We start from the raw sequence: 21687 nt of genomic DNA on the forward strand, positions 1-21687 counted from the left end.
ACGGCGCGTGCGTTACGTCGGCAACGCACGCGCCGTTCGATCATTTCACGGCTTGATGCTGGCGCTTCGAGCCGGTCTGACGCTTCTTCGCGCGCTTCACGTTACCGCCGGCCGTCACGCGTTCGTTACCCAGCACTTTCAGCGTGGTCTTCTTCGGCTTTTTGAAGGCGGGCGCATCGCGCGTGATCTTCACGGCCTTGACGGTGCGAGGCGCGCGGCCCTTGGCCGAATGTTCGGCGGCTTCGCCCGCGCTCGGCGGCATCGTGCTGCGCGTGCGGGTGGCGCTTCTTTTCGGCGCGGCGCCCTCGGGTCTCCAGATCACGAGCAGCTTGCCGATATGCTGGATGGGCGCGGCGTTAAGGCGATCGCAGATTTCGTCGTAGACCTCGACACGCGCTTCGCGCTCGTCGCCGAATACGCGAACCTTGATGAGCTGGTGCGCTTCGAGGTGGACGTTGATCTCTTTCAGCACGGCATCGGTCAGACCCTCCGCGCCGACGAGCACGACGGGCTTGAGCGCATGGGCCTGGGAGCGCAGATCGGCGCGCTCGGCGGGGGAGAGTTTAAGAGCTGGCATGAGAAATTTGTGACTCGACTAAAATGTGGGCGGCGTGAGGTGAGCTCGCGAGGCGGTTTGAACACGCTGAAGCGAAAGCGCATGGCTTCGCGCCGGATCTGCGGCGCATCGATCGCGCCACCGCCCACCAGAAACAGAACAGGCCGGATGCCGGGTTTCGGCGCACATGAGCGTCCGAGGGCCGGTCCGGCCGACAAGACGCGTATTATCCGCTAAAAGCATCGCGCGATGCAGCAAAATCCGCACCGGGCGCGCTGTCAGCGCGCCACATGAGCTCAGTTTGAATGGCAAAGAACCGTTTTAATCATTCGTGGTTGCACGACCACATCAACGATCCTTACGTGAAGATGGCGCAGCGCGAGGGCTACCGCGCGCGCGCCGCATACAAGTTGAAGGAGATCGACGAGCAGGACAAGCTCATCAAGCCGGGGCAGGTCATCGTGGATCTCGGCTCGACGCCCGGCAGCTGGAGCCAGTACGCGCGCAACAAGCTTGCGCAGGGCGCGAAGCGGGACGCCGAACGCGAGGGCGGCATCGACGGCACGATCATCGCGCTGGATATTCTGCCGATGGACCCGATTGCGGACGTCACGTTCATTCAGGGCGACTTCCGCGAGGACGAGGTGCTCGCGCAACTCGCTGAAATCGTCGGCGAGCGTCAGGTGGACCTTGTAATTTCTGACATGGCCCCAAACCTCTCTGGCGTAGCGAGTGCGGATGCTGCGCGCATCGAGCATCTCTGCGATCTGGCGCTGGAGTTTGCGCAGAACCATCTGAAACCGGAAGGTGCACTGCTGGTCAAATGTTTTCACGGCAGCGGTTACAGTCAGATCGTCGAAAAGTTCAAGCAGCAGTTCAAAGTGGTGGCGCCGCGCAAGCCGAAGGCCTCTCGCGACAAATCGTCGGAGACGTTTATTCTCGGGCGGCGGCTCAAGCACCCGAACTGAAAAGGCCCGCAACCAATTTGGCGAAAATCGGCGATATTCGCGCGGATAATGTCGAAAAAAGCCTGTCTGCCGATATTTGTGCGGTAGATAAACCTTATGGCAGGGGTTAGCGGTCTGGATTAGAATGCTTTAGTGGCGTCGCAAGGTTTATGTAGGCGCCCGTCTATGAGTGAGGAGTGGTGCTTTGAACAACAATATGTTCTCTAAAGCGGCAGTGTGGCTCGTGATCGCACTGGTGCTGTTTACGGTGTTCAAGCAGTTCGATAAGCCCCGCGTCCAGGAAGGTGTGTCCTATTCGCAGTTCATGGACGACGCGAAGAACGGCAAGGTCAAGAATGTCACCGTTCAAGGGCGCAATCTGACGGTCACTCCGGCAGACGGCCAGAAGTATCAGATCGTGTCGCCCGGCGACATCTGGATGGTCGGCGACTTGATGAAATACGGCGTTCAGGTTAGCGGCAAGGCTGACGATGAACCGAATGCGCTCGTCTCGGCGCTGTACTACCTCGGACCCACGATCCTGATAATCGGGTTCTGGTTCTACATGATGAGGCAGATGCAGGGGGGCGGGAAAGGTGGGGCGTTTTCGTTCGGGAAGTCGCGAGCGCGGCTGATCGACGAGAACAACAACGCAATCAATTTCACCGACGTCGCGGGTTGCGACGAAGCCAAGGAAGAAGTGTCGGAGCTGGTGGACTTCCTGCGCGATCCGCAGAAGTTCCAGAAGCTGGGCGGGCGCATACCACGCGGTGTGCTGCTGGTCGGCCCTCCGGGTACAGGCAAGACGCTGCTGGCGCGCGCCATCGCGGGTGAAGCGAAGGTGCCCTTCTTCAGCATCTCGGGTTCGGACTTCGTGGAAATGTTTGTCGGTGTTGGTGCGGCCCGTGTGCGCGACATGTTCGAGCAGGCGAAGAAGCATGCGCCGTGTATCGTGTTCATCGACGAAATCGACGCGGTCGGCCGTCATCGCGGCGCGGGCATGGGCGGCGGTAACGACGAGCGCGAGCAGACGCTGAACCAGATGCTCGTCGAGATGGACGGCTTCGAGGCGAACTCGGGCGTCATCGTGATCGCGGCGACGAACCGTTCGGACGTGCTCGACAAAGCGCTGCTCCGTCCGGGCCGTTTCGACCGTCAGGTTTACGTCGGTCTGCCGGATATCCGCGGCCGCGAGCACATCATGAAGGTGCACCTGCGCAAGGTGCCGATCGCGAACGACGTGGACGCATCGGTCATCGCACGCGGCACGCCGGGTTTTTCGGGCGCGGATCTCGCAAACCTGGTCAACGAAGCGGCGCTGTTCGCGGCGCGTCGTGGCAAGCGCATCGTCGAGATGCAGGACTTCGAGGACGCGAAGGACAAGATCTTCATGGGTCCGGAGCGCAAGTCGGCGGTCATGCGCGAAGAAGAGCGTCGCAATACGGCTTATCACGAGTCCGGTCACGCGGTGGTGGCGAAGTTGCTCCCGCACGCCGATCCGGTGCACAAGGTCACGATCATGCCGCGCGGTTGGGCGCTTGGCGTCACCTGGCAGTTGCCGGAGCATGATCGCGTGAATCTTTATCGCGACAAGATGCTCGAGGAAATCGCGATCCTGTTCGGCGGCCGCGCGGCGGAAGAAGTGTTCCTGAACTCGATGTCGACCGGCGCTTCGAACGACTTCGAGCGCGCGACGAAGATGGCGCGCGATATGGTCACGCGTTACGGCATGTCGGATGTGCTCGGCACGATGGTCTACGTCGACACGGAAGACAACGGCATGTTCGGCAAGATGGGCGCGAAGTCGGTGTCCGAAGCCACGCAGCAGAAGGTCGATGCGGAAATTCGCCGCATCCTCGACGAGCAATACGCGCTCGCCCGCAGGCTGCTGGAAGACAATCGCGCCAGGGTCGATGCGATGACCAAGGCACTGCTCGAATGGGAAACCATCGACGCAGACCAGATCAGCGACATCATGGCGGATCGTCCGCCGCGTCCGCCGAAGAACCTGCCGCCTCCGTCCGGCGATACGCCGCCGGGTGGCAGCAGCGGCACCGAGGTCAAGCCGGGCAACGCGCCGGCAACGGCCTAAGTTCTCTGCGTCCGTTCATGGGCCGGTGTGCATTGCACGCCGGCCCATTTTGACTTTACGGCCCCGGTTTTAATGAGATGCTGAACCACGCGCCGCAAAATGCGGGTTCGTTTCGAATTTCATCGCGGGCAAGAGCCGCTTCCCATTTCTTTTTCTCCGCTTCGTTCCTATTCGCTTGACCACGACGATCTCATCCCCGCTTCCCGCAGCGCCGCTCCAGTGCGGCCGCTTCACGCTGACTTTCGAACGTCCGCTCGTCATGGGCATTCTCAACGTTACGCCGGATTCGTTCTCGGACGGCGGTCGTTTCGTCTCGCGCGATGCCGCGCTCGCGCGCGCCGAGCAGATGCTTGCCGATGGCGCCGACATGATCGATATCGGTGGTGAATCCACGCGTCCCGGCGCGCCGCCCGTGCCGCTCGACGAGGAACTCGAGCGCGTCGTGCCGATCGTCGAGGCGCTGCGCGCCATGCGAGTGCCGCTTTCTGTCGATACCTACAAGCCTGCCGTGATGCGCGCCGTGCTCGAAGCCGGCGCGGACATGATCAACGATATCTGGGGCCTGCGTCGGGAAGGCGCGCTCGACGCCGTGAAGGACAGCAATTGCGGGCTCTGCGTGATGCACATGCTCGGCGAGCCGCGCACGATGCAGCTCCACGATCCGGTGTACGAGGACGTCGTGGCCGACGTGCGGGCGTTCTTCGCGGAGCGCGTCGCCACGCTCGCGCACGCGGGCATCGCGGCTACGCGCGTCAGTCTCGATCCGGGCTTCGGGTTTGGGAAGACGGTCGAGCATAATTACGCGTTGCTCGCGCATCTCACGAGCACGCTGCCAGCCGGGGCGAATTTTCCGTTGCTCGCGGGCATGTCGCGCAAGTCGATGCTCGGCGCGGTCACCGGACGCGGCGCCGGCGAGCGGCTCGCGGCAAGCGTCGCTGGTGCGGTTTGCGCGGCAGAGCGGGGCGCGGCGATCATTCGGGTGCACGACGTCGCGGAGACCGTCGATGCGCTGAAAGTCTGGCAGGCCACAAAGAATGCTGCCCGGAATGGGCATCATTGACACTGGCCTCATTCATCAGGAATTAGGCGCAGGCGCGCGCCGATAGAACTCATCAACTAAAAATCGCGGTCTGATAACAAGCGCCCTACGGCCGCGAGGAGGGTCAGCAACAATGGCACGTCAATACTTTGGAACAGACGGCATCCGCGGTCGCGTCGGCGTCGCGCCGATCACGCCGGATTTCGTACTCAAGCTCGGCTACGCGGCGGGCAAGGTGCTGGCGGGCGCCGACCGCGCCCAGCAGAAGAAGGGCAATCGCCCAACGGTGCTGATCGGCAAGGACACGCGCGTGTCGGGCTATATGCTCGAAGCAGCGCTCGAGTCGGGCTTCTCGGCGGCGGGCGTCGACGTCATGCTGGCCGGCCCGATGCCGACGCCGGGCGTCGCATATCTGACGCGCGCGTTGCGCCTGTCGGCGGGCGTCGTGATCAGCGCGTCGCACAATCCGTACAACGACAACGGCATCAAGTTCTTCTCCGCCGACGGCAACAAGCTGCCCGACGAAGTCGAGCTCGAAATCGAGCGCCAGCTCGAACAGCCGATGGAATGCGCGCCGTCCGAGCGCCTCGGCAAGGCGCGGCGTCTCGACGACGCGGGCGGACGCTACATCGAATTCTGCAAGAGCACCTTTCCGGCGAACTTCGACCTGCGCGGACTGAAGCTCGTGGTCGATTGCGCACACGGCGCCGCGTACGACGTCGCGCCGCACGTGTTCCATGAACTCGGCGCGGAAGTCGTGTCGATCGGGGCGTCGCCGAACGGCTTCAACATCAACGATGGCGTCGGCGCGACCGCACCCGAGGCTCTCGTGCGCGCCGTGCTGGAGCACAAGGCCGATCTCGGCATCGCGCTCGATGGCGACGCGGACCGCTTGCAGATCGTCGATTCGACCGGCCGTCTCTATAACGGCGACGAGCTGCTCTACGTGCTGGTCAAGGACCGCATCGCGACCGATGGCAAGGTGGAAGGCGCTGTCGGCACACTGATGACCAACATGGCCGTCGAAGTGGCGCTGAAGGAAGCCGGCGTGCAGTTCGTCCGCGCGGCCGTCGGCGACCGCTACGTGCTCGAAAAGCTGCGCGAGAACGGCTGGCTGCTGGGCGCAGAAGGCTCAGGTCATATCCTGTCGCTCGACCGTCACTCCACCGGCGACGGCATCGTCTCGGCGCTCCTCGTGCTCGCGGCGATCCAGCGCAGCGGCAAGTCGCTCGCCGATTTGCTGCACGGCGTGAGCCTGTTCCCGCAAAAGCTCATCAACGTGCGCATGAACGCGGGCGCGAACTGGAAAACGAGCGATGCGATCCGGCGCGCGGTCGAACAAGCCGAGCATTCCCTCCAATCGCACGGCCGGGTCTTGATTCGCGCGTCGGGAACGGAGCCGGTCTTGCGCGTGATGGTCGAAGCATCGGCGCAGAAGGATGCGGTTCGGTACGCGGAAACGATTGCGCAAGTGGTGAAAGAAGCGACTTCGTAGGCGTTTACTGAAACTCGTCACATTCTTCTAAAAGCGGGCTGCGGCCCGCTTTTTTATTTGCATCGACGCCTTGACAAATCGGGCGTGATCAAACTTTCAGCACGTAAGCGGAATGACATGCTGGCTTCACAGTAATTCATATTACTGTCACAGACTCCTCCTATATTTCGCGGTGTCGTCTCACACGCATACACGACACACGCTCACAAACCCTGGAGGTTTCAATGAAATTGATGCAAACCGCGCTGGCCGGCGTTATTGGCGCCCTGTTCGCCATCTCCGCGCAAGCCGCCGACATCACCGGCGCGGGTTCTACCTTCGCAGCTCCGATCTACACGAAGTGGGCAGACGCCTACCAAAAGACCGGCGGCGGCAAGGTGAACTACCAAGGCATCGGCTCGTCGGGCGGTATCAAGCAAATCATCGCGAAGACGGTGGATTTCGCGGGCTCGGACGCTCCGCTGAAAGATGAAGAACTCGCGAAGGACGGCCTGTTCCAGTTCCCGACGGTGGTTGGCGGCGTCGTGCCGGTGATCAACGTGCCGGGCGTGAAGGCTGGCGAAGTGACGTTGTCGGGTCAGGTGCTCGGCGACATCTACCTGGGCAAGATCAAGAAGTGGAATGACCCGGCGATCGCCGCGCTGAACCCGAAGGCCAAGCTGCCGGATACGGACATCGCCGTGGTCCGCCGCGCTGACGGCTCGGGCACCAGCTTCATCTGGACGAACTACCTGTCGAAGGTGAACCCCGAGTGGAAGTCGAAGGTCGGCGAAGGCTCGACGGTGAACTGGCCGACGGGCACGGGCGGCAAGGGCAACGACGGCGTCGCGGCCTTCGTGCAGCGTCTGCCGGGCGCGATCGGCTACGTCGAGTGGGCGTATGCGAAGCAGAACAAGATGACCTACGTCGGCATGAAGAACTCGGCCGGCACGATCGTCGAGCCGAAGACGGACACGTTCAAGGCGGCGGCGGCCGGTGCGGACTGGTCGAAGTCGTTCTACCAGATCCTCACGAACGAGCCGGGCCAGAACGCATGGCCGATCGTTGGCGCGACCTTCGTGCTGCTGCACGCGACGCAGGAGAAGCCGGCGCAAGGCACGGAAACGCTGAAGTTCTTCGACTGGGCATTCAAGAACGGCGGTCAGGCTGCCAACGATCTCGACTACATCTCGCTGCCTGATTCGGTCGTCGCCGAAATCAAGTCGCAATGGAAGGCGAAGGTCAAGGATGGTTCGGGCAAGTCGGTTGCCGAGTAAGCGCAGTACTCATAGCTGGAAACTGTCCTAAGCTTCTGAAGCCCGGACGGTCTGTAACAAAGAAAGCCGCGCGGCGGGCCGGAAGGCTGCCGCGCGGTCTGACACGTAGCGAAACCAAGGCTCCCATGTCGGACATCAACTTAACGTCGGCGGTGCCGGCAGCGCATACGCAGCGCGCGCCCAGCCGTCTCGGCGACATCATTTTCGGCGGCGTGACACGGCTCGCGGCCGTCGTCACGCTGCTTTTGCTTGGCGGCATCATCGTTTCGCTGCTCGTCGCCTCGATGCCGACCATCCAGAAGTTCGGCCTCTCGTTCCTGTGGCGCTCGGAGTGGGATCCGCCCAGCGAGACGTTCGGCGCGCTCGTGCCGATCTACGGCACCATCGCGACCTCGATCATCGCGCTCATCATCGCGGTGCCGGTGAGCTTCGGCATCGCGCTTTTCTTGACGGAGCTGTCGCCCGCTTGGCTGCGCCGCCCGCTCGGCGTCGCGATCGAACTGCTCGCGGCGATTCCGTCGATCGTCTATGGCATGTGGGGCCTGCTCGTGTTCGCGCCGATCTTCGCGCAATACTTCGAGAAGCCGCTCGGCCATCTGCTCGGCGACGTGCCCGTCATCGGCATGTTCTTCCAGGGCGCGCCGATCGGCATCGGCATCCTGTGCGCGGGCGTGATTCTCGCGATCATGATCATCCCGTACATCGCGTCCGTGATGCGCGATGTGTTCGAAGTCACGCCCGTGCTGCTGAAGGAATCGGCATACGGCATCGGCTGCACGACCTGGGAAGTGATGTGGAAGATCGTGCTGCCCTATACGCGCGCCGGTGTGATCGGCGGCGTCATGCTCGGCCTCGGCCGCGCGCTCGGTGAAACGATGGCCGTCACGTTCGTCATCGGCAACACGAACCTGCTCGACAACGTGTCGCTCTTTTCGCCCGGCAACAGCATCACCTCGGCGCTCGCCAACGAGTTCGCGGAAGCGAGCCCGGGCCTGCATACCTCGGCACTGATGGAACTCGGTCTGATTCTCTTCGTGATCACGTTCTTCGTGCTCGCGCTTTCGAAGCTGATGCTTCTGCGCATGGAACGCGGGGAGGGCCGTAAATAATGAGCCGTCCCGCTACGTTCAACCAGGATCCGGATCGCGTGCAGGCCACGCGCAAGAAGCTGCAGAGCCGCCGCCGCGGCACCAATGCGCTCGCGCTGACGCTCTCGCTCGCCGCGATGGCCTTCGGCCTCATCTGGCTCGTCTGGATTCTTTACACGACGCTCAAGCTCGGCATCGGCGGATTGTCGGTCGATCTCTTCACCCAGTCGACGCCTCCGCCGAACACCGATGGCGGCGGTCTCGCCAACGCGATCGTCGGCAGCCTGTTGCTCGTCGTGCTCGCGACGTTCGTCGGCACGCCGCTCGGCATTCTCGCGGGCGTGTATCTCGCGGAATATGGCCAGAAGCGCTGGCTCGCGAGCGTGACGCGCTTCATCAACGACATCCTGCTGTCGGCGCCTTCGATCGTCGTCGGTCTGTTCGTGTATGCGATCGTCGTCGCCAAAATGGGCCGCTTCTCGGGCTGGGCCGGCGTGATCGCGCTGGCGCTGTTGCAGATTCCGATCGTGATCCGCACGACCGAAAACATGCTGAAGCTCGTGCCGAACGCATTGCGTGAAGCCGCGTTCGCACTCGGTACGCCGAAGTGGAAGATGGTGATGTCGATCACGCTGAAGGCGTCGGTCGGCGGCATCGTGACCGGCGTGCTGCTGGCGATCGCGCGTATCGCCGGCGAAACCGCGCCGCTGCTTTTCACGGCGCTGTCGAACCAATTTTTCTCGTGGGACATGAATCAGCCGGTGGCCAACCTGCCGGTGACGATCTACAAGTTCGCGATGAGTCCGTTCCCGCAGTGGCAATCGCTCGCGTGGGCCGGTGTGTTCCTGATTACGCTCGGCGTGCTGGGTCTGAATATCCTGGCGCGTGCGATCTTCTCGAAGAAATAAGGGCGGAGTGATTCCATGAATATGGTCGAAAGTGGTGTCAACCACCTGAATCCGAAGGCTGACGCAAAGCCGGTCGAGCGTGGCCCGGTGCCGGGCAGCGTGCGTCCGACGCACGCCTCGCAGCCTGCCGATTCCATCAAGCCGAAGATCGAGGTGAAGAACCTCAACTTCTTCTACAACAAGTATCACGCGCTGAAGAACATCAACCTGCGCATTCCGGAGAAGAAGGTGACGGCCTTCATCGGTCCGTCGGGTTGCGGCAAGTCCACGCTTCTGCGCACGTTCAACAAGATGTACGCGCTTTATCCGGAGCAGCGCGCCGAAGGCGAAATCCTGATGGACGGCGCCAATCTGCTCGATACGACGAAAGACATCTCGCTTCTGCGCGCGCGTGTGGGCATGGTGTTCCAGAAGCCGACGCCGTTTCCGATGTCGATCTACGACAACATCGCGTTTGGCGTGAAGATGTTCGAGCAGCTCTCGCGCTCGGAGATGGACGATCGCGTCGAATGGGCGCTCACGAAAGCGGCGCTCTGGACCGAAGTGAAGGACAAGCTGCAACAGAGCGGCTACGGTCTGTCGGGCGGCCAGCAGCAGCGACTTTGCATCGCGCGCGGCATTGCGATCCGCCCGGAAGTGCTCTTGCTCGACGAGCCTTGCTCCGCGCTCGACCCGATTTCGACGGGTCGTATCGAAGAGCTGATCGCCGAACTGAAAAGCGATTACACGGTTGTCATAGTCACTCACAACATGCAGCAGGCGGCGCGCTGTTCGGACTACACTGCCTACATGTACCTCGGTGAATTGATCGAGTTCGGCGATACCGAAAAGATCTTCATCAAGCCGGCCCGCAAGGAAACGGAAGATTACATCACGGGCCGCTTCGGCTGATCGTCAGCCAGGTCAAACAGAAAGGCTTAAGGAGCATATATGTCCGATAAACACCTCTCGAGCCAGTTCGACGCCGACCTCAACGCAGTGTCGTCGAAGGTGCTGGAAATGGGCGGTCTGGTCGAGTCGCAGATCATCAACGCGATGCAGGCACTGAACGAATTCGATATCGGCATCGCGGATCAGGTGATCGCGGCCGAAGCGCGCCTGAACACGATGGAAGTCGAGATCGACGAGGACTGCAGCAACATCATCGCGCGCCGTCAGCCGGCTGCGCGCGACCTGCGTCTGCTCATGGCGATCTCGAAGACGATCACGAACCTCGAACGCGCCGGCGACGAAGCCGAGAAGATCGCGAAGCGTGTGAAGCGCATCAACGAAGACGGCGCTGGGCGCACGGTGAACATCGCCGAGATCAAGCTGTCGGGCGAGATGGCGGTGTCGATCCTGCGCCGCGCGCTCGACGCGTTCGCGCGTCTCGACACGGTGGCGGCCGCGCAGATCGTGCGCGACGACAAGGCCATCGACGATGAATTCCGCGCCTTCGTGCGCAAGCTCGTGACCTACATGATGGAAGATCCGCGCACGATTTCCGCGGGCCTCGACTATCTGTTCATCGCAAAGGCGGTGGAGCGCATCGGCGATCACGCGAAGAACATCGCCGAGTTCATCATCTATATCGTGAAGGGCACGGACGTGCGCCATATCTCGCGCGACCAGCTCGAGCGCGAAGCGCTCAGCTGAGCGTCGGGCGCGCAATCGTTTTAACTCAAGCAAAAGGTCAAGAGGTGCCGATGCCCAGCAGTATCCTCGTCGTCGAAGACGAACCCGCGATCTCCGAACTGATTTCGGTGAATCTTCAGCATGCGGGACATTGCCCGATCCGCGCATACAACGCGGAGCAGGCGCAAAACCTGATCAGCGACGTGCTGCCCGATCTCGTGCTGCTCGACTGGATGTTGCCCGGCAAGTCGGGCATCTCGTTCGCGCGCGACCTGCGCAACAACGAGCGCACGAAGCACATCCCGATCATCATGCTGACCGCGCGCGGCGACGAGCAGGACAAGGTGCTCGGCCTCGAGATCGGCGCGGACGATTACGTCACGAAGCCTTTCTCGCCGAAGGAACTGATGGCGCGCATCAAGGCGGTTCTGCGCCGCCGCGCGCCGCAGCTGACGGAAGACGTGGTCGCGATCAACGGCCTGCGCCTCGATCCGGCGACGCATCGCGTGGCGGCGAGTCATTCGGGCAACGACATCAAGCTCGATCTCGGCCCGACCGAATTCCGTCTGCTGCATTTCTTCATGACGCATCCGGAGCGCGTGCACAGCCGCACGCAGTTGCTGGATCAGGTCTGGGGCGATCACGTGTTCGTCGAAGAGCGCACGGTCGATGTGCACATCAAGCGTCTGCGCGCCGCGCTCAAGCCGGCGGGCTGCGATGCTATGATCGAAACGGTGCGCGGCAGCGGATACCGGCTTGCGAAAAGCGCCTGAGTTCGCGGCTGGCGTCATCCGCTTTAACGTTCCGCATCAACGTCACTCAGACTCACCGACAACATGAACATCATCTGGACGCGTGCGATCGTGTCCCTCGCGCTGCTCGCCGCGCTCAGCGCAGCGATTGGCGCACTGGCGGGCGTGCGCATCGCGCTCGCCTTCGCGGTGCTCATGCTGGTCGTGCAGGGCTTCTTCGTCACCTATCACATGCAGCGCCTGTGGCGTCTGCTCGAAGCGCCGGTCTACGGCGAAGTGCCGAGCGCGCTCGGCGTCTGGGGCGAAATCTATTACCGTCTGCACAAGCTCGCGAAGCGGTGGCACGCGCAGGTGCGCCAGGTCGAGCAACAGCATGCGCGCTTCATCCAGGCGATCCAGGCGTCGCCGAATGGTGTCGCGATGCTCGACGATCACGATCAGATCGAGTGGTGCAACGCTATCGCCGAAAAGCACTTCGGGCTCGATGCCAAGCGCGACTTGCGCCAGCACATCACGCATCTCGTGCGCCATCCGGATTTCGTCCGCTATCTGAACGCGCACCACTACGAAGAGATGCTCGTGATGCGCGGCATGGGCGTGAATCGCAAGTACACGGTGTCGGTGCAGGTGTTTCCGTATGGCGACCATCGCAAGCTGATTCTCACGCAGGACATCACCGAGCTCGAACGCACGGATTCGATGCGGCGCGATTTCGTCGCCAATGTCTCGCATGAATTGAAAACGCCGCTCACGGTGCTTTCCGGCTTCCTCGAAACCATGCGCGAACTGCCGCTCGATGAGGCCGACCGCATGCGCTATCTCGACATGATGGAACAGCAGGCGTCGCGGATGCAGAACATCGTGCGCGATCTGCTCGTGCTCGCCAATCTGGAAGGCGACATGCGTCCGCCGGGTGATGAACTGCTCGACATGCGTGCCGTGATGCGCCATCTCGAAGACGATGCGAACAATCTGTCGAGCGGACGGCATCGCATCACGTTTCATAGCGATGATGCGCTGACGATCGCGGGTGCGGAGACTGAGGTGATGAGCGCGCTCGGCAATCTCGTCACGAACGCGGTGCGGTATACGCCGGACGGCGGGACGATCGAAGTGACGTGGCAGCGGATGAAGGAGCGCGCGGTGTTCACTGTGCGGGATAGCGGGCTGGGGATTCCGGCAGAGCATATTCCGCGGTTGACGGAGCGTTTCTATCGCGTGGATCGCAGCCGGTCGCGGGATACGGGGGGCACGGGGCTCGGGCTTGCCATCGTCAAGCATGTGTTGCAGCGGCACAATGCCGAGCTCGATGTGAAGAGCGAAGTGGGGAAGGGGAGTATGTTTATCGTGCGGTTTCCGGGGTCGCGGACGGCTTCGAGGAAGTCGCTGGCTGCGTAAGGTTTTTTGGGGGTTGTTGTTGCCGGATCCCGTATTCGCGGTGGTCTATTAGCACTGCCCCGCCCCGGGGAGGGGCAGTGCTAATAAACCGACACGCTAACGGGATCCGGCGACAACAACAAAACAACAAAAACCATCAAGAACAAAACTTCGCCAGCAACCCCAACTGCGCATTGCGAATAGACTTCCCCGGCCGCCGCTTCCGATAATGCCCATCGCTCTGCATGACCCAGGCCGATTGGTTATCGCCGAGACAAACCGACAAGCCCTCGGCAATAACTCGCCGCTTCAACCGCCGATCGCGAATCGGAAACGCCACCTCCACACGACGGAAAAAGTTTCGATCCATCCAGTCCGCGCTGGAAAGAAACACATCTTCCTTGCCGTTCGCATAAAAATAGAAGATGCGATGATGCTCGAGAAAGCGCCCGACGATCGACCGGACCGTGATGTTCTCCGACAGATCCTCAACGCCCGGCTTGAGCGAGCACACCCCGCGCACGATCAGATCGATCTTCACCCCCGCATGCGACGCCTCGTAAAGCGCAGCGATGACCGTAGGCTCCAGCAACGCATTCATCTTCGCGACGATGCGCGCACGCCGTCCCGCGCGCGCATGTTCGGCCTCGGCGCGAATCGCATCGATGAGCTTCGCGTGCAACGTGAACGGCGATTGCCATAGCTGATGCAGCGCAATCTCCCCGCCGATGCCGGTCAGTTGCTGAAAGACGTGATGCACGTCCTCGCACATTTCCTGATCCGAAGTCATCAGGCCGAAGTCGGTATAAAGACGCGCCGTGCGCGGATGATAGTTGCCCGTGCCCAGATGCGCGTAACGCTTCAGCACGAGCTTGCCGCCTTGCGACACGCGCCGCACGATCAGCATCATCTTCGCGTGGCACTTGTGGCCGACCACGCCATACACGACATGCGCGCCCACCGCTTCGAGCTGCGACGCCCAGTTGATGTTCGTCTCTTCGTCGAAACGCGCGAGCAGCTCCACGACCACGGTCACTTCCTTGCCGTTGCGCGCGGCTTGCATGAGCGCGTCCATCAGCGGCGAATCGGTGCCCGTGCGATAGATCGTCTGCTTGATCGCGACGACCTGCGGGTCCTTCGCCGCCTGAAGCAGCAACTCCAGCACCGGCTGAAAGCTCTCGTACGGATGATGCAGCAGGATATCGCCCTGATCGATCGCATCGAAGAGATTCGACGTGTTCGCGATCGCCTTCGGCACAGACGGAATATGCGGCACGAACTTGAGGTCCGGGCGGTCGACCATCTCGGGCAACTGCATGAGCCGCACGAGATTGACCGGCCCGTTCACGCGATACAGATCGCGTTCGCTCAACTGGCCTTCATCGAGGAGACGCCGCACGAGATGCGGAGGCGTTTCCGCCGATACTTCCAGACGCACCGCGTTGCCCAGATGACGTGCCGGCAATTCGCCCTGCAGCGCGACGCGCAGATTGGTGATTTCGTCCTCGTCGACGAATAGCTCACTGTTACGCGTGATGCGAAACTGATTGCAACTGCGCACGACGAGATGCGGGAACAGCTCGTTCACGAAGTGCTGCATGAACGAACTCAGCAGCACGAAACCATGCGGATAACCCGACAGCGCTTCGGGCATGCGCACGAGTCGCGGCAGCGCGCGCGGCGCCTGGACGATGCCCATCATCGCCTGGCGGCCGAAGGCGTCGGTGCCTTCCAGTTCGACGACGAAGTTCAGGCTCTTGTTCAACACGCGCGGAAACGGATGCGCGGGGTCGAGTCCGATCGGCGTCAGCACCGGCAGCAGTTCGTTGTGAAAATATTCGCGCGCCCACGCGTTCTGCTGCTCGGTCCAGTCTTCCGCGCCGTGGAAGTAGATGCCTTCCATTTCGAGCGCAGGCAGCACGATGTCGTGCAGCATCGAGTATTGCTGGCGCACGAGACGTTGCGCGCGCTCCGAGACGAGATCGTAGACGTGCTGCAGCGACATGCCGTCCGGCGAGAGCGAGCCGGGATTGTCGCGCATCTGCTCTTGCAGACCCGCCATCCGGACTTCGAAGAATTCGTCGAGGTTGCTGCTGGTGATGCAGATGAAACGCAGGCGTTCCAACAAGGGAACCGTCGTGTCGGCGGCTTGCGCGAGGACGCGCTCGTTGAAACCTAGTATGCCCAGTTCGCGGTTGAATAGCGGATAGCGTATGGACATCGGAGGGAGGGAAGGTGTCTCGATCAGATGGGCAAAGGAACTCTCGGATGCTCTCACAGTATGATGTCTTTTTTAAGACAGAACGAATTTCACAAATTCTACTCACAATGCGGATAGCGTCGCTAGCGCAAAAGCGCGATTCCGGCAAAGACGCGGTTTCGAACGAGTTGGCAAGGGCCGCGGGCCGCGTCGGCATAGAATAGAATTCGTGCGCTGCAACAGCGCCGCTGTGACAGTGCCTTTCCCACTTCACGAATCTGGAACTCCGATGGTCACACATCCCCATCTACTTGCCGCCGTCGACCTCGGATCGAACAGTTTCCGGTTGATCGTCGGACGGGTCGAGGAAACGCCCGCCGGCAGCCAGATCTATCAGGTCGACGCGCTGCGCGAACCCGTGCGGCTCGGCGGCGGCCTGTCGAAGGACAAGATGCTCGACCGCGCATCGCAGGTGCGCGGCTGGGATGCGCTGAAGCGTTTCGGCGAACGTCTGCGCGACTTTCATCCCGATCAGGTGCGCGCCGTCGCCACCAACACGCTGCGCGTCGCGAAGAACGCACACGACTTTCTCGTCGAAGCGGAAGCCGCGCTCGGTTTTTCGATCGAAGTGATCGCGGGGCGCGAGGAAGCGCGCCTCATCTACGCGGGCGCGGCGCATTCGGTGCCGGCAAGCGCGGGCAAACGGCTCGTGGTCGATATCGGCGGCGGCTCGACGGAGTTCATCATCGGCTCGCATTACACGCCGATTCACATGGAAAGCCTGTATATCGGCTGCGTGAGCCATAGCCGCCAGTTCTTCCCGGCGGGCAACGTCGACGAATACACGATGCGTCAGGCCGAACTCGCCGCCAAGCGCGAAATCCAGATCATTTCGAGCGAATACAAGGGCACCGGCTGGGATCAGGCGATCGGCTCGTCGGGCACGGCGCGCGCGCTCGCGGAACTGATCGAGGCGAACGGCTTCAACGACGAAGGCATCACACACGGCATCTCGCGCGGCGGGCTGGAGAAGCTGAAACGCGCGCTCATCAAGGCCGAGAACGTGAACCGGCTGAAGCTCATCGCGTTGAAGCCCGATCGCATACCGGTGCTGGCGGGCGGCCTCTCGATCATGCTGGGCGTGTTCGAGGAACTGGGCATCGAATACGCCGATACGACCGACGCCGCGCTGCGTCTCGGCGTGTTGTACGACCTGCTCGGGCGTTCGCAGCATCAGGACATGCGCACGGTGACGGTCGAAGGCTTCAAGCGCCGTTACGGCGTCGATGCCGCGCAGGCCGAACGCATCGGCGAACTGGCGATCAGTTTTTATGATCAGCTCGGCGAACCCGACGAAGACGTGCGCGAGGAAAACCGCATGTTCCTCGCGTGGGCGGCGTCGCTGCATGAGATCGGCCTGTCGATCGCGCATAGCGCCTATCACAAGCATTCCGCGTATATCACGAGCAACGCCGACATGCCCGGCTTCTCGCGCACCGATCAGGCGCGCCTCGCCGCGCTCGTGCTCGGCCATGCGGGCAAGCTCGGCAAGCTCGCACAGGCGCGCGACGTCGAGTGGACGCTGCTCTTCTGTCTGCGGCTCGCGGCGCTGTTGTCGCGCCGCCGCGCGGATGTCGGGCTGCCCGGCATCGAGGTGAAAAAAGCGGGCGGCGGTTTCGACGTGCATCTGCCGAGCGAATGGGTGACGAACAATCCGCTCACCGATTACAGCCTCGTTCAGGAAGCGATGGAATGGGAGAAGATCGGCCGGCCGTATCGCGTGGTGTACACGGGCGACTGATGCCGCATGAAAAGGCCCCGTCGAGCGGGGCCTTTTTTGTATCGGGGCCTCAGCGTCCCTGCATGTCGCCGATGAAATGCCGTGCGTAACGCGCGTTGATCTCGGACAGACGGAAGAGGGTGAGGAAGTCGGCCGTGTTGAAATCCGGATCCCAGGCCGGCGCGCCGCAGATTTTCGCGCCCAGGCGCAGATAGCCTTTCACGAGCGGCGGCGGGCTCACGCTGGCGCCCGTGCGCAGTTCCTCGACGGGCAGCGGCGTGTGCGGGAACGCGCGATATTCGGGCGCGGTGAGCGCGTCGGGCGGCAGCGAAGTGTAGAGATTCGCGGCGTAGTGCCCGCCGTCGATCATGCCGACGCTCGCGCAGCCGAGCATCGTTTCATAGCCGTTCTGCATCATGTACGCGGCGAGGCCGCCCCACAGCGACATGATCACCGCGCCATTGCGAAAGTCCGGATGCACGCACGACCGGCCCACTTCGACGAGCTTCGGCCGCAGGTGCGTCAGGCGCGACACGTCGAATTCGCTTTCGGCATAAAGACGGCCGATGCGCGCGGCCTGATGCGGCGGCAGCACGCGATACGTGCCGACCACTTGCAGCGTGTCGAGATCGCGCACGAGCAGGTGATCGCAATAGGCGTCGAAGGCATCGACGTCGAGGCCCGCGGGGCCGGACAGACGTGCACCCATTTCTTCGGAAAACACGCGGTAGCGCAGGCGTTGCGCGTCGCGCAGCGCGTCTTCGTCACGCGCCCACGTGACTTGCAGGCGCTCGCGGCCCGTGACGGTTTCCGACGTGCGCGGAAGGTGACGGCGCGAATCGAGCGAGAGCGATGACGCTCCGAGTTGCAGGAAAGGCGTCGGCAAATCTTGCATTGGCATTCCTCGACAGGACGTTGCTGTGGCTTCAAGTCCTCGCCAATGTAGTAATGCACGGTGACGCTCGCATGGCATCGCAATGACGTTTCGATGAAACGACACGCGCATGAATGCGAGCTTGCGCCGTCGCTGCCGCGCTCAGAGCAGATCGGGATTGACCACCGCGCGCAGCACGACGTGGCCGTCGCCGCCGCGCGTGCGTCCCTGAAACCACCAGATGCCCGCTTTCTTGATCGACCATTCCGTTTCGTGGCCGGTCATGAGAAGCGCGGCGACACGGCCGAGCGTCGGCTGATGCCCGATCACGACGACTGTCTCCGCGACGCCTTCCGGCCAGCCCGCCGCATCGAGCACGGCCTGCGCGCCGTTGCCCGGCGCGAGCGCGTCGATCACGCGATAGCGGTCGCCGAAGGCTTCCGCGGTCTGGATCGTGCGCGTCGCGGGACTGGCGAGCAACACGGCTTCGTCGCCGACGCGCGACTTCAGCCACTTCGCGATGCCTTGCGCCTGTTTGCGTCCGCGCGGCGTGAGCTGGCGCGCGAGATCGCTCGACGCCTGATCTTCCGCTTCGGCGTGACGCCAGAGGATGAGGTTCATTGATCGTCTCCGGGTGATGAGGTTCGCTTTCGGATGAACCAGAAAGATGCGTGCCCGCGTTTGGCATTGCGGATGCTCGCGGGCCGCGTTACAATCTGCGGCTCGTCGGAGCGTAGCGCAGCCTGGTAGCGCATCTGATTTGGGATCAGAGGGTCGAAGGTTCGAATCCTTTCGCTCCGACCACGATACACGAAGGGGTTACAAGTTACGGCTTGTAACCCCTTTGTCTTTTCGACGCTCATCCGGGAGTCTCATGCCGCGTATCGTTTTCAGCATCGTCTGCGCCGTATTCATCGCGATAGGCTTCGCTGCCTGCGCCGACTCCGCTCATCAGAAACACGAGCCGCAAGATCCGCCCGACTACAAGGGCGTGCCGACGGACATGACCCCGCCGTCGATGGTCCCCGATCCCGCCAAGCCTCAGTAACCGTCACAAAAGGCGAAGCCCCGATGCGGGCACATCGGGGCTTCTGACCCGCGTCGACTGTTCGCGCTGATATCGTGCGCGGGCTGTCGCCAGTGTAGGAATATCGCCGGCTCGTGACTGTATGCGCTTGTTTCGGCGCGTAACGGGATGCAAGCGGGGATGCAAGCGGGGATGCAAGCGGGGATCCAGGCCGTTGCACGGATCAACGTATGCTCGCGCACAATTCGAATCCGGGAAACGCTACCTGCCGCACGATTCGGAGGATTCGCTCAAGCGGAATATATGCCTGGCAAGTATGATTCGAGCAGTGTGTTTCGAAGTGTATCTGTCATGGATCTGCTCTGGGTCTTCGCCGCCGTCGCGCCGCTCGCCGTTGGATCGCTCGTTGCGTTCGCGGCGCATATCGATCCGTTATCCGGGCATTGGCGCACGCCAGGCTCGAACAAGCCGAAAGACGAAACGTTCGACACCTGACGGCGCAGGCGTCACTGCTTGCAGCGAATGACCATCGAGCGGTTCTTGATGTTCGCGCCGAAAATCCCGCCGACAGACCCGCCCGCGGTCGCGCCGTTGTCGGCATCCTTCGACACCACGTCGTAGCCGTACGCCCCGCACATTTCGCCCGCCTGCTTGTAGCAGGCCGCCCAGGTCGTGCTCGCATCGCCGCCGCTGCAGTTGATCGCGAAGCCGGTGTCGCCCGAAGGCAGATAGGTCATCGTCGCCGTCTGCGCGCATCCTGCGAGTGCGCCGGTCAAAGCCAGAGCCGCGCCGAGCGCGGCCGTGTGCATCCTCATCGTCAATCTCATCAATCTTCCTCGTAACGTCCGCCGGGCCTTCAGCGCGGCGGTAGATAGCGCGCGGGATCCGTCGAGCGGCCCATGTAGCGCACTTCGAAATGCAGCATCGTGCGATCGCTGTCGGTATCGCCCATTTCGGCGATTTGCTGGCCCTGCTGTACTGTCTGGCCTTCCTTCACCAGCAGCACCCGATTGTGGGCGTAGGCGGTCAGATATTCATCGTCGTGCTTGATGATCAGCATGTTGCCGTAGCCGCGCAGCCCATTGCCCGCGTAGACGACGTTGCCGGTCGCGGCGGCGATGACGGGCGTGCCCGCCGCATTGGCGATATCGATGCCCTTCGAGTTCTTGCCGTCGAAGCCGCGAATGATGTTGCCCTGCGCCGGCCACACGAGCGTCACGCCCGGTCCCGCCTTTGCCTGCGACGACGCTTGCGCGCTGCCGGCCGTTCCCGCAGCCGATGACTCCGCCACAGCCGCGCTGCCCGCCGGCGGCGCGATGCGCAGCACCTGTCCGACCTCGATGGCGTCGGGATTCGTGAGCCCGTTCCAGCGCTTGAGGTTCGCCACCGACGTGCGATTCTCACGCGCGATCTTGGACACTGTGTCGCCGCGCTCGACGCGATAAAAGCCCGGCGCCACCGGTCCCGTTCCGCAAGCGGCCAACACTGCGATGAGCGATGCGCAGACGAGCCGTCGAATTCTTTTTTGCAAACCTGACCTCGTAAAGCACCGCCGCGAGAAGTGCGTGGCACTGTCGCGCGGCGAACCGAAAGGCAGGATTTTACCGTCTCGGGTTTCCCCGAACAGAAAGACGCCTCATGCCGGCGTTTTTCGTCTCACTCGTCGCGCGTGACGACGAGCCTGAGCGATGCCGTTTCGGTCTTGCCCGGCGCGAGCCAGCGCAGGCCGCGGCCGTTGTGAATGGCGTCCGGCAAGCCGATCCACGGCTCGACGCAATAGAAGTCCGACGTGTCCGATTCGGTCCAGGTCGTCACCGCGTACCACGGCACCGAGTCCGGCTGCTGCAGTTCGAAGCCGATCGTGCGCTTCAATCCGGGGAGCTTGACCAGCATCGGTTCGTCGGATTGCCGCGTGAGGCAGTGAAACGTATCGACGATGCCCGGATCGGCGAGCGAATAGCGCGGCAGGCCCGGCTCGGCTTCGCTGATCGAGCCGTCCGCGAGTTGCCGGCGTCGCTCGGTGTGCGGCAGCTCGACGCTGCTTTCGACGCGCTGGCCGTGCGGCAGATGAAAGTAGAAGTGATGCCCGGTGTAGTACGGCAGCGCGACCTCGCCCGGATTCGACGTCGTGAGCTCGACCTCGAGCGTATTGCCGTCGACGATGCGATACGCCGCCTCGAAGCGAAACGCGAACGGATAGCCGTCGCGGGTCGCGTCGCTGTCGACGAGCGTCATGCGCAGACCGTGGCCGTCGGCGTCGCGCGTGCAGGAGAAGGGCAGGTTGCGCGCGAAGCCGTGGGTCGGCAGCGCATGCACGACGCCTTCCGGATCGCGCCATTTGCCGATTTCACCATCGACGAAATGACGCCCGAGAAACGGAAAGAGCAGCGGATTGCCGCCGCGGATCTTGGCCGGATTGGACCAGTCGGGTGCGTCGGGCCAGTGCACGACCGGCTCGCCGCCGACGCGCCAGGTCATGAGCCGTCCGCCCGCGTGCGGCGCGAGCAGGATGGCGGCGCCGTCGCGCTCGATTTCGATGACGTCAGTTTCCGGTGACATGATGGCAGGCGCTCCGTTGGATGGGCGAGGCGCCGCGCACGGCGATCGGCGCGGCTCGACCCCAAAGATTCTGCCTCGGAATTCCGTCCGGAAAAACCCTTTGCGGGAAATTGCGACTGACCA

The 21687-nt window shown here is 62.6% G+C and carries 21 protein-coding genes and 1 tRNA gene; 15 read left to right on the forward strand and 7 right to left on the reverse strand.

The window, feature by feature from the left end; all coding sequences use genetic code 11:
- Positions 1 to 40: 40 nt before the first annotated feature.
- Complete coding sequence (locus PQR08_RS15175; RefSeq protein ID WP_408161700.1) at positions 41 to 577, reverse strand: YhbY family RNA-binding protein; 537 nt, start codon at positions 575 to 577, stop codon at positions 41 to 43.
- A 284-nt stretch (positions 578 to 861) separates the two neighbouring features.
- On the opposite strand from PQR08_RS15175, the gene PQR08_RS15180 reads away from it, so the two are divergent.
- The 11 genes from PQR08_RS15180 to phoR all read left to right on the forward strand — a co-directional run bounded on the left by PQR08_RS15180 (position 862) and on the right by phoR (position 13145).
- Complete coding sequence (locus PQR08_RS15180) at positions 862 to 1524, forward strand: RlmE family RNA methyltransferase (protein ID WP_238215386.1); 663 nt, start codon at positions 862 to 864, stop codon at positions 1522 to 1524.
- Positions 1525 to 1708: 184 nt separating this feature from the next.
- A complete protein-coding gene (gene ftsH / locus PQR08_RS15185) occupies positions 1709 to 3595 on the forward strand; it encodes an ATP-dependent zinc metalloprotease FtsH (RefSeq protein WP_187605761.1) in 1887 nt (628 codons plus the stop codon).
- Positions 3596 to 3854: 259 nt separating this feature from the next.
- The gene (gene folP / locus PQR08_RS15190) at positions 3855 to 4655 is read left to right on the forward strand and encodes a dihydropteroate synthase (RefSeq protein WP_408161726.1); all 801 of its coding nucleotides are present in this window, start codon (positions 3855 to 3857) and stop codon (positions 4653 to 4655) included.
- Between the two features lie 112 nt (positions 4656 to 4767).
- Positions 4768 to 6129, forward strand: a complete 1362-nt coding sequence (gene glmM / locus PQR08_RS15195) for a phosphoglucosamine mutase (protein ID WP_187605759.1) — start codon at positions 4768 to 4770, stop codon at positions 6127 to 6129.
- A 224-nt stretch (positions 6130 to 6353) separates the two neighbouring features.
- The gene (pstS, locus tag PQR08_RS15200; protein WP_187605758.1) at positions 6354 to 7385 is read left to right on the forward strand and encodes a phosphate ABC transporter substrate-binding protein PstS; all 1032 of its coding nucleotides are present in this window, start codon (positions 6354 to 6356) and stop codon (positions 7383 to 7385) included.
- A gap of 125 nt (positions 7386 to 7510) precedes the next feature.
- Entirely contained in the window at positions 7511 to 8494 is a 984-nt protein-coding gene (gene pstC / locus PQR08_RS15205) for a phosphate ABC transporter permease PstC (RefSeq protein WP_035501629.1), read from the forward strand.
- Positions 8494 to 9381: a phosphate ABC transporter permease PstA gene (gene pstA / locus PQR08_RS15210; protein WP_035501628.1), complete on the forward strand. Its 888-nt coding sequence runs from the start codon at positions 8494 to 8496 to the stop codon at positions 9379 to 9381. Before pstC ends, pstA begins: the two co-directional genes overlap by 1 nt.
- Before the next feature lie 15 nt (positions 9382 to 9396).
- Entirely contained in the window at positions 9397 to 10272 is an 876-nt protein-coding gene (gene pstB, locus PQR08_RS15215) for a phosphate ABC transporter ATP-binding protein PstB (RefSeq protein ID WP_035501627.1), read from the forward strand.
- Positions 10273 to 10311: 39 nt separating this feature from the next.
- Positions 10312 to 11016: a phosphate signaling complex protein PhoU gene (phoU, locus tag PQR08_RS15220; RefSeq protein WP_035501626.1), complete on the forward strand. Its 705-nt coding sequence runs from the start codon at positions 10312 to 10314 to the stop codon at positions 11014 to 11016.
- A 50-nt stretch (positions 11017 to 11066) separates the two neighbouring features.
- Complete coding sequence (gene phoB, locus PQR08_RS15225) at positions 11067 to 11768, forward strand: phosphate regulon transcriptional regulator PhoB (protein ID WP_035501625.1); 702 nt, start codon at positions 11067 to 11069, stop codon at positions 11766 to 11768.
- A gap of 63 nt (positions 11769 to 11831) precedes the next feature.
- On the forward strand, positions 11832 to 13145 hold the full coding sequence (gene phoR, locus PQR08_RS15230; protein ID WP_035501624.1) for a phosphate regulon sensor histidine kinase PhoR: 1314 nt from the start codon (positions 11832 to 11834) through the stop codon (positions 13143 to 13145).
- A 136-nt stretch (positions 13146 to 13281) separates the two neighbouring features.
- Here phoR and ppk1 read toward each other — a convergent pair whose 3' ends face one another.
- Positions 13282 to 15345, reverse strand: a complete 2064-nt coding sequence (gene ppk1 / locus PQR08_RS15235) for a polyphosphate kinase 1 (protein WP_035510828.1) — start codon at positions 15343 to 15345, stop codon at positions 13282 to 13284.
- A gap of 268 nt (positions 15346 to 15613) precedes the next feature.
- On the opposite strand from ppk1, the gene ppx reads away from it, so the two are divergent.
- A complete protein-coding gene (ppx, locus tag PQR08_RS15240) occupies positions 15614 to 17125 on the forward strand; it encodes an exopolyphosphatase (protein ID WP_408161705.1) in 1512 nt (503 codons plus the stop codon).
- Positions 17126 to 17174: 49 nt separating this feature from the next.
- Here the strand turns inward: ppx and PQR08_RS15245 are convergent, their stop codons facing one another.
- On the reverse strand, positions 17175 to 17999 hold the full coding sequence (locus PQR08_RS15245) for a GNAT family N-acetyltransferase (protein WP_187605755.1): 825 nt from the start codon (positions 17997 to 17999) through the stop codon (positions 17175 to 17177).
- A 141-nt stretch (positions 18000 to 18140) separates the two neighbouring features.
- Positions 18141 to 18599 carry a SixA phosphatase family protein gene (locus tag PQR08_RS15250; protein WP_408161707.1) on the reverse strand — a complete coding sequence of 153 codons (459 nt, stop codon included), beginning with the start codon at positions 18597 to 18599 and terminating at the stop codon, positions 18141 to 18143.
- A gap of 106 nt (positions 18600 to 18705) precedes the next feature.
- Between PQR08_RS15250 and PQR08_RS15255 the strand changes: the two genes are divergently transcribed.
- From PQR08_RS15255 to PQR08_RS15265, 3 genes are all read left to right on the forward strand, one after another.
- Positions 18706 to 18782 (forward strand) — tRNA-Pro (locus PQR08_RS15255).
- A gap of 70 nt (positions 18783 to 18852) precedes the next feature.
- On the forward strand, positions 18853 to 19026 hold the full coding sequence (locus PQR08_RS15260; protein WP_408161708.1) for a hypothetical protein: 174 nt from the start codon (positions 18853 to 18855) through the stop codon (positions 19024 to 19026).
- A gap of 330 nt (positions 19027 to 19356) precedes the next feature.
- Positions 19357 to 19500: a hypothetical protein gene (locus PQR08_RS15265; protein ID WP_187605752.1), complete on the forward strand. Its 144-nt coding sequence runs from the start codon at positions 19357 to 19359 to the stop codon at positions 19498 to 19500.
- A gap of 11 nt (positions 19501 to 19511) precedes the next feature.
- Here PQR08_RS15265 and PQR08_RS15270 read toward each other — a convergent pair whose 3' ends face one another.
- From PQR08_RS15270 to PQR08_RS15280, 3 genes are all read right to left on the reverse strand, one after another.
- A complete protein-coding gene (locus PQR08_RS15270) occupies positions 19512 to 19832 on the reverse strand; it encodes a hypothetical protein (RefSeq protein WP_035510821.1) in 321 nt (106 codons plus the stop codon).
- 29 nt (positions 19833 to 19861) lie between these two features.
- A complete protein-coding gene (locus tag PQR08_RS15275; RefSeq protein ID WP_408161710.1) occupies positions 19862 to 20536 on the reverse strand; it encodes a peptidoglycan DD-metalloendopeptidase family protein in 675 nt (224 codons plus the stop codon).
- 125 nt (positions 20537 to 20661) lie between these two features.
- The gene (locus PQR08_RS15280) at positions 20662 to 21564 is read right to left on the reverse strand and encodes an aldose epimerase family protein (protein ID WP_408161712.1); all 903 of its coding nucleotides are present in this window, start codon (positions 21562 to 21564) and stop codon (positions 20662 to 20664) included.
- Positions 21565 to 21687: the final 123 nt, after the last annotated feature.

Origin of the sequence: Caballeronia jiangsuensis, assembly GCF_046030135.1 — a bacterium.
GTDB lineage: Bacteria > Pseudomonadota > Gammaproteobacteria > Burkholderiales > Burkholderiaceae > Caballeronia > Caballeronia jiangsuensis.